Raw genomic sequence first — 9168 nt, forward strand, 5'->3', positions numbered from 1 at the left:
TAAGTTATAAGACCCGACAGATTTTAAAAAAAACCTGCCGGGTCTCATAGGACTGAACCTGATTTTTTAATAAGGAAGTTTGTCAGCAAAAGCAACAATGTCTTCTTTAATGTTTTGTAAATAATCAATGTCATCAAAGCCATTAATCATGTTGTTCTTTTTGTATCCGTTAATTGCAAATGATTCCTGCTGGCCTGTCGACAATAAGGTAATCGTTTGATTCGGTAAATTGATTTCCAGTTCTGTTTTAGGATCAGCCTCGATAGCTTTGAAAATGATTTCGGCAAATTCAGGGCTTACCTGAACCGGAAGAACTCCAATATTTAAGCAGTTTCCTTTGAAGATATCTGCAAAGAAGCTTGAAACGACAGCTCTGAAACCGTAATCGTAAACTGCCCAGGCAGCGTGCTCTCTTGAAGATCCTGAACCGAAGTTTTTTCCTCCAACCAGAATTTTTCCGCTATAAGTTGAATCGTTTAAAACGAAATCAGTTTTTGGAGTATCGTCTCCGTTGTATCTCCAGTCTCTAAACAAATTGTCTCCAAAACCTTCACGTTTTGTAGCTTTTAGAAAACGAGCCGGAATGATTTGATCGGTGTCTACGTTTTCAATTGGCAGTGGCACCGCACTGCTGGTAAGTATGTCGAATTTATCGTATGCCATTTTTTTCTGCTTTAGGCTGTTTTTCTGCTTTAGGCTATAAGCTGTATGCTTTAAGCTTTTTGCACAGCGTTTGTTTTTTTATTTGCTTCAGGCAGTAAGCCTTTTTTTATAATCTGATTAAAGCTTAAAGCCTATTGCTTAAAGCTTACAGCAAGAATTAAAATAATTCTCTTGGGTCTGTTAGTTTTCCTGTAATAGCAGCTGCAGCAGCCATAATCGGACTTGCTAATAATGTTCTTGAGCCTGGGCCCTGACGACCTTCAAAATTTCTGTTGGAGGTGCTTACTGCATATTTTCCGGCAGGAACTTTATCGTCGTTCATAGCCAGACATGCAGAACAACCAGGTTGACGTAATACAAAACCAGCATCCGTAAGAATGTCTAAAATACCTTCTTCTTTAATTTGAGCTTCAACAACGTGAGAACCGGGAACTAGCCAAGCCGTTACATTGTCAGCTTTTTTTCTTCCTTTAACAATCTCGGCAAAAGCTCTGAAGTCTTCAATACGCCCATTGGTACAGCTTCCTAGGAAAACATAGTCAATTGGCTTTCCAATCATTACATCGTCTTCTTTAAAGCCCATGTAAGCCAAAGATTTTTTGTAAGTTTCCTCACCACCTTCAACTTCTTTTGCATTTGGGATATGTTTTGATATACCAATTCCCATTCCCGGGTTAGTACCATAAGTAATCATTGGTTCGATATCGGAAGCATTGATGTTCAGTTCGGCATCAAAAACAGCATCAGGATCCGTTTTTAGGGTTTTCCAGTAGGCAACCGCTTTGTCCCATGCTTCTCCTTTTGGAGTGAATAATCTTCCTTCAAGGAAATCAAAAGTAGTCTGATCCGGAGCGATCATCCCGCCTCGGGCACCCATTTCAATACTTAGGTTACAAACCGTCATACGGCCTTCCATGGTCATATTTTCGAAAACATCTCCGGCATATTCAACAAAATAACCGGTTCCGCCTGAAGTCGTTAACTGAGCGATAATGTATAGCGCAACATCTTTTGGTCCAACTCCCTTGCTTAACTGACCGTTTACGTTGATACGCATTTTTTTTGGTTTTGGCTGCATAATACATTGCGTAGAAAGAACCATCTCAACCTCAGAAGTTCCGATACCAAAAGCAATCGCTCCAAAAGCGCCGTGAGTAGAGGTGTGTGAATCTCCGCAAACAATAGTAGCACCTGGCAAAGTAATTCCGTTTTCAGGACCTACTACGTGTACAATTCCATTTTTAATGTGTCCTAGTCCCCAGTGTGAAATACCGTATTCATTGGCGTTGTCTTCAAGTGCTTTCAGCTGATTGGCGGACAGAGCATCTTGTACTGGCAGGTGTTGGTTAATAGTTGGAGTATTGTGGTCTGCAGTTGCAAAAGTACGCTCCGGATATAAAACGGAAACGCCTCTGGCTTTTAATCCTAGAAAAGCAACGGGACTTGTAACTTCGTGAATAAAATGGCGGTCAATAAAAAACACATCTGGTCCATCTTCAATTTTACGCACTACATGTGAATCCCATACTTTGTCAAATAATGTCTTACTCATTGTTTTGTTTTTTTAATTGTAATTTCTATAACCACAGCAATTTCTGCTTATATATAATAGGAAAGCAAAATTAAAAAAAGCTAAAAAGTGGTCAATTTCAATATTTCATTATATACGATACCCAAACTAAAAATACGAATTGCGATTGGCTTTTGAAAAATCTGTTTTTGGCCGCAAAAAGAATGGCAGATCAGTATTGTTTTTCTTTCCGAAGTTAATTTCCAGAGTGTAGCTTTGAATTTTAGCAGTTGATGAATTTGCCTTGAAATCACCATAAAATATAGGTTTTAGGGTTGAAAAATGTAACAAAATCAACAAAAAAGGCGGTTTTTATTGATTTTGAATTTCTTTTTAAGTTTTTGGGATTTCAGATAAAAACACTTTTTAAGCGTACTTTGACGCTTTTAGAAGGAATATGTATCTGTGTTTTTTTACTGGAAATAATACGACATCCAAGAAGCGTATTTTTTTCTTTTTTAGAATGAAATTAAATGAAGAAGTAGAGGATTGCTTGTGGAGAAATTGACAGATAATGACGGGTATCTGACATTTGCTTTTAAAAGCTAGTGCTAATTTTGAACAATCTAATTTTAAAAATAATGTTATGAATTTAAATGAATTTGCGTACAAACTGGGAGTTTTGGGGACTGTAATTATTTTGCTTTGGGTAGGACTTTTTAAGTTTACAGCGGTGGAAGCCGGAGCGATAAAAGAATTGGTCGAAAATCATTTTGCTATGGGCTGGATGTACAAAGTAATGTCGGTTCAGCAGGTTTCAAATCTTATTGGGATTTTTGAAGTGTTAACGGGGATTGGTTTACTGGCTTCTTTGTTTTTAAGAAGAATTGGTTTTTATGCAGGCTTTGCATCAGCGGTTATATTTGTGACCACATTGAGTTTTCTGGCGACCACTCCGGGTGTTTTTAAAATGGTGGAAGGATTTCCTGTAACCGATTTTTTTATTTTAAAGGACATTCCGTATTTGGCAATTTCACTGATGGTTTTTGTGAATGGTAAAGAATAAAAAATATTGAGAGGTGTTGATAAAAACCTGCATTCTTTCTCTAAAAAAAAGACTAAATTTGAACTTCCTCAATTTTGTATCTCAACTTTTCTTATGGTTCATATAATCAGTTGTTTATGTGATGCGGAACGTAGAATTTGGAATTTTAAATTTGTCTTTTTATACCTATGTACTTAATATTCGATACCGAAACCACCGGATTACCAAAACGATGGGATGCTCCGATAACCGATTCTGATAACTGGCCTCGCTGTATTCAGATCGCATGGCAGCTCCATGACGAAATGGGGCAGCTCATAGAGCATCAGGATTATCTGGTTAAGCCTGACGGATTTAATATTCCGTACGATGCCGAGCGTATTCACGGAATTTCGACAGAATTGGCTGAAGCCGATGGAATCACGCTGGCCGAGGTCTTGGAGAAATTCAATATCGCTTTAAGTAAAACCAAATTTATTGTTGGTCAGAACTTAGGTTTCGACGTTAATATCATGGGAGCTGAATTCCATAGAATGGGAGTCGATTCTCCTATGGGCTCGATGCCGGTTCTGGATACTTGTACAGAAGTTACCGCTTCGTTGTTAAAACTTCCGGGTGGACGTGGAGGAAGATTCAAATTGCCAACGTTAACAGAATTACACGAATATCTTTTTAATAAACCTTTTGCAGAAGCCCACAACGCAACTGCCGACGTTGAGGCAACTACGCGTTGTTTTCTGGAGTTAATCAGAAGAGAGGTTTTTACCAAAGAAGAACTGGATGTTCCAAAGGATTATTTTAAGGAATTCCAAAGTAGAAATCCACAGGAGTTTCCGTTAATCGGATTAAAACACATCAATTTAAAGGCTGCTTCTGACAAGATTAGAGAGCAGTTAAAGGCTTTAGAGTCTGTTGGACAAGAACCTACCATTTCGCATTCAGACAGAGAAGATTTTAAAGCTGCAAAATATGCGCATTTGCACAATCATACACAGTTTTCGGTACTTCAATCTACTATCGGAATTGGAAATATTGTTTCGGCTGCAGCCAAAAACGGAATGCCGTCCGTGGCTATGACGGATACCGGAAACATGATGGGGGCTTTCCATTTTGTGAGCGCCGTTATGAACCATAATAAAGCAGCTTCAGGAAAAAATAAAGCTTTGGTTGAAGCTGGAGAAGAACCGACTGAAACCGAAGTAAAACCAATTGTAGGCTGTGAATTTAATATCTGTGAAAATCACTTAGACAAAAGCAAAAAAGATAATGGTTATCAAGTTGTTTTACTGGCTAAAAATAAAGCAGGTTATCACAATTTGGCCAAAATGGCTTCGATTGCCTATACGGATGGTTTTTATTATGTTCCGAGAATTGACCGTGCCATTGTAGAGCAATACAAAGGTGATATCATGGTTTTGTCCGGGAATTTATACGGAGAAATTCCGAGTAAAATTCTGAACATTGGAGAAAATCAAGCCGAAGAAGCTTTGATTTGGTGGAAAGAACAATTTGGTGAAGATTTCTATCTGGAAGTAATGCGCCACAATCAGGAAGATGAGAATCGTGTCAACAAAACGCTGATTGAGTTTTCTAAAAAACACGATGTAAAGTTAATTGCTACTAACAATACTTATTATTTAAATAAAGAAGACGCCAATGCACACGACATTCTATTGTGTGTAAAAGACGGTGAAAAGCAGGCAACACCAATTGGCCGTGGGCGAGGTTACCGCTACGGACTTCCAAATCAGGAATATTATTTCAAGTCGCAAGAGGAGATGAAAAAACTCTTTGCCGATTTGCCGGAAGCCATTATCAATATTCAGGAAATTATTGATAAGGTTGAAGGATATTCGCTTTATCGTGATGTATTGCTTCCTAAATTTGATATTCCAGAAGAATTTGTTGATCCGGAAGATGAAAAGGATAATGGTGTTCGTGGTGAAAATGCTTACTTGCGAGACCTTACAATGCGAGGAGCCGAAAGAAGATATGGCGTAATAACCGAATCGATTCAGGAACGTTTGGATTTTGAATTATTAACGATTTCAAATTCAGGATATCCGGGTTACTTTTTGATCGTACAGGATTTCATTGCCGAGGCCAGAAAAATGGACGTATCGGTAGGTCCCGGCCGTGGATCTGCAGCTGGTTCAGCCGTTGCGTATTGTCTCGGAATTACGAACATTGACCCCATTAAATACGATTTACTTTTTGAGCGTTTCCTAAATCCTGACCGTGTATCGATGCCCGATATTGATATCGACTTTGATGACGAGGGGCGTGGACGTGTAATGGATTATGTAATCAACAAATACGGTCAAAAACAGGTGGCACAGATTATCACGTATGGTAAAATGGCAACCAAATCGGCAATTCGTGATACGGCGCGTGTACTGGATTTGCCATTATTTGAAGCCGATAGAATTGCAAAACTGATTCCGGGAATGATGCCCTCAAAATGGAATTTGGCACGTTTTATTTCTGAGAGTGAAGACGAGGTCAAAAAAGCACTTCGTTCGGACGAATTTGATAATGTAAAAGAGTTAATCGCTATTGCCAATGAAGATGATTTGGCGGGAGAAACCATTCAGCAGGCAAAAATCCTTGAAGGATCGATGCGTAATACCGGTATTCACGCCTGTGGGGTAATCATTACACCTTCGGATATTACGAATTATGTTCCTGTTACCACCGCAAAAGATTCGGATTTATATGTAACTCAGTTTGATAACTCGGTTGCAGAAAGTGCCGGATTGCTGAAAATGGACTTCTTGGGTCTGAAGACCCTTACACTGATAAAAGATACCGTAAAACTGGTAAAATACAGAACGAACATTGATCTGGATCCTGATACTTTTCCGATTGATGACGAAGAAACGTATGCGCTTTTCCAAAGAGGTGAAACGGTTGGAATCTTCCAATACGAGTCGCCTGGGATGCAGAAATACATGAAAGATCTAAAGCCAACGGTTTTTGGGGATTTAATTGCCATGAACGCATTGTATCGTCCGGGACCTTTGGAGTATATTCCGTCTTTCGTTCGAAGAAAAAATGGTGACGAGGAAATCAAATACGATTTGGATGCCTGTGCCGAATATTTATCAGAAACCTACGGAATTACAGTTTATCAGGAGCAGGTAATGCTTTTGTCTCAGTCTTTGGCAGGATTTACAAAGGGTGAGGCCGACGTTTTGCGTAAAGCGATGGGTAAGAAACAAAAAGACGTACTGGATAAAATGAAGCCGAAGTTTGTGGAACAAGCAGCGCAAAAAGGCCATGATGCAAAAGTTTTGGAGAAAATCTGGAAAGACTGGGAAGCCTTTGCGAGTTACGCCTTCAACAAATCACACTCGACTTGTTATGCCTGGATTGCTTACCAAACGGCTTATTTGAAAGCACATTATCCGGCAGAGTATATGGCTGCGGTACTTTCGAATAATATGAACGATATCAAACAGGTTTCCTTCTTTATGGAAGAATGTAAACGTATGGGCTTACAGGTTTTGGGGCCGGACGTAAATGAATCGTACTATAAATTTACTGTTAATGATGATTATGCCGTTCGTTTTGGAATGGGAGCAATCAAAGGGGTAGGTTCCGGAGCCGTAGAGACAATTGTAGAAAATAGAAAAGACGGAAGATATAAATCGATTTTTGACTTGGCCAAGCGAATTGATTTGCGTGCCGCTAACAAAAAAGCGATTGAAAATTTAGCATTAGCAGGGGGGTTTGATTCTTTTGAAGGAACAACCAGGGCACAATATTTCCACGATGAGGGAGATGGAATTACATTCTACGAAAAAGCGATGCGTTACGGATCGAAGTTTCAGGAAAATGAAAACTCCTCACAGGTAAGTTTGTTCGGAGAAACCAGCGAAGTACAGATTGCTGAACCTGTCGTACCTCCTTGTGAAGACTGGAGTACCATGGAAAAACTGGCAAAGGAAAAAGAAGTAGTTGGAATCTATATTTCAGGACATCCTTTGGACGATTTCAGATTTGAGATGAAATATTTCTGTAATAACAAATTGGAATCCTTGAAAAGTATGAACGAGTTTGTGGGTAAAAATCTGAATTTTGCCGGAATCATAAACAATGTTCAGCACCGTGTGGCTAAAAACGGAAAGGGCTGGGCTGTATTTAACTTAGAGGGGTATGATGAAAGTTATGAGTTCAAGATTTTTGGGGAAGAGTATTTAAAATTCCGCCATTTCTTAATTCAGAATAATTTTGCTTTCATCAAAATATTGATAAAAGACGGTTGGGTAAATCATGACACCGGTAAGAAATCGGATCCAAGAATGCAATTTGTTGAAATCAGACAATTGCAGGACATTTTGGAAGCTTTTGCCAAAAAGCTGATTTTGCTGTTAAACATAAAAGACCTTCAGACAGATTTTATTCATAGGTTAAGCCATTTGTTTAGTGAGAATAAAGGAGACAATTCAGTGACTTTTGAGATCATGGAATTGGAAAAAGTAAAGAGATTGGTTGAGGTAGAAACGCCAAAAGATTTTGAAGAATCTACTTTTGAAGAAGAAAATGACAGGGAAGATGATGGAATAGAGGAAACAAAGATTCAGGAAGTAAATGAAGTTGAGGAAATTAAGGTTGTAAACAAATTAACGATGCCAAGCCGCAGGTTAAAAATAAAAATCTCAACAGAGCTATTGATAGAATTGGAAAAAATGCAGGTGAATTTTAAGTTAAATTAGATTTTAACAGTTAAAATTTAAAAGAATGTATTTTTTTTACGTTAAAATTATGCATGCATAATAGTTTTTTAGTAATATTGCTCAAAATTACAACGATTTCGTTCCAAGTCTAACAACGCAAACCAGAAGATTATGTTAAAATAATCTATGTTTGTAAAAATTAATTAAATCAAAATTATGAAAAAGAACCTATTTTTATTAGGGTTATTAGTTTGCTCTATGGCCACAATGGCGCAAACAGAAAAAGCAGATAAACCGGAAAGCTGGTATTTTAAATTGGGTGCATCTTACTTCAACCAAACTGCTTCTACAGAATTTCCTGTCGTTGGAGGTCAATTGCCAAACAGAGATGTTTATGCAGGTACTTTAGCAAATAATAAATTGGCATCTAGAGAAAGTGTTACTGGGTCTTTTGGACAAGGTTTCAGAAGTGGAATTACTGCAGGTTATAGATTCTCAGCACGTTTAGGAGTTGAGATGTCAGCTAACTACTATGTAAGTAATGAAAAAACCATGTCACAAACGACTAACAGACTTATTTCATATAATCCAGCTACTAGTCCGGCAGCTACTTATGTAAGTTTTACAGCGAATGGAGAAATTAAAGCTTTTGATTTAGCACCAGCAATCGTGATGTTTTTAGGAGAAGCTCATGGTTTTGAACCATACACTAAAGTAGGAGTTATTGTTCCTGTTCATGGTACATTGGATATTAAAACGGATAGACAGTATACGACGTTTGTAGGAGCTAATCAAGTTGCTTCAACAAATGCTTTCTCAAAAGATGTAGTTAAACCAAATCCAACAATCGGATTTATGGCATCTTTAGGTACCTCTTATAAATTAGGGAAACATATTTCTGCTTTCGCAGAATTGGAATACCGTAACTTTACAGTACACGGAAAGACTAAAGAAACTACAATATATACTGAAAATGGTGTAGATAAATTAAATGAAACAACTGCTTTCAGAGCTGCTTCATATTCTGCAACTCATACTAAATATGTAGATCGTTTAGACGGAAACTCTAATAATAAGGAGTATAATCCATCAGGCTACGATTCTACTAAACCAATGAACGAATTAAGTTCTTATGTTGGAATTTCAGGTTTAGGATTGACTTTAGGTCTTAAATACAGCTTATAATTTTATATAGTTTTAGTTTTTAGAAAAAGAGGATATTCATTTCGAATATCCTCTTTTTTTGTTCCCTGTCATTTCGACTGAAAGGA

The 9168-nt window shown here is 37.9% G+C and carries 5 protein-coding genes; 3 read left to right on the forward strand and 2 right to left on the reverse strand.

Features of this window, described 5'->3' with window-relative positions; genetic code table 11:
• Positions 1 to 66 precede the first annotated feature (66 nt).
• Positions 67 to 663 (reverse strand): 3-isopropylmalate dehydratase small subunit, encoded by a 597-nt coding sequence (gene leuD, locus B0A80_RS06215; RefSeq protein WP_089076752.1) that lies wholly within the window; start codon positions 661 to 663, stop codon positions 67 to 69.
• Between the two features lie 157 nt (positions 664 to 820).
• Positions 821 to 2215: a 3-isopropylmalate dehydratase large subunit gene (leuC, locus tag B0A80_RS06220; protein WP_089076753.1), complete on the reverse strand. Its 1395-nt coding sequence runs from the start codon at positions 2213 to 2215 to the stop codon at positions 821 to 823.
• 604 nt (positions 2216 to 2819) lie between these two features.
• On the opposite strand from leuC, the gene B0A80_RS06235 reads away from it, so the two are divergent.
• The 3 genes from B0A80_RS06235 (at position 2820) to B0A80_RS06245 (ending at position 9082) form a co-directional block, all read left to right on the forward strand.
• Positions 2820 to 3239 carry a DUF417 family protein gene (locus B0A80_RS06235; protein ID WP_017494677.1) on the forward strand — a complete coding sequence of 140 codons (420 nt, stop codon included), beginning with the start codon at positions 2820 to 2822 and terminating at the stop codon, positions 3237 to 3239.
• 167 nt (positions 3240 to 3406) lie between these two features.
• Positions 3407 to 7936, forward strand: a complete 4530-nt coding sequence (dnaE, locus tag B0A80_RS06240; protein ID WP_089076756.1) for a DNA polymerase III subunit alpha — start codon at positions 3407 to 3409, stop codon at positions 7934 to 7936.
• 177 nt (positions 7937 to 8113) lie between these two features.
• Positions 8114 to 9082 carry an outer membrane beta-barrel protein gene (locus tag B0A80_RS06245; RefSeq protein WP_026109781.1) on the forward strand — a complete coding sequence of 323 codons (969 nt, stop codon included), beginning with the start codon at positions 8114 to 8116 and terminating at the stop codon, positions 9080 to 9082.
• Positions 9083 to 9168 lie beyond the last annotated feature (86 nt).

The sequence above is a fragment of the Flavobacterium tructae genome, from assembly GCF_002217475.1.
GTDB classification, from domain to species: domain Bacteria; phylum Bacteroidota; class Bacteroidia; order Flavobacteriales; family Flavobacteriaceae; genus Flavobacterium; species Flavobacterium tructae.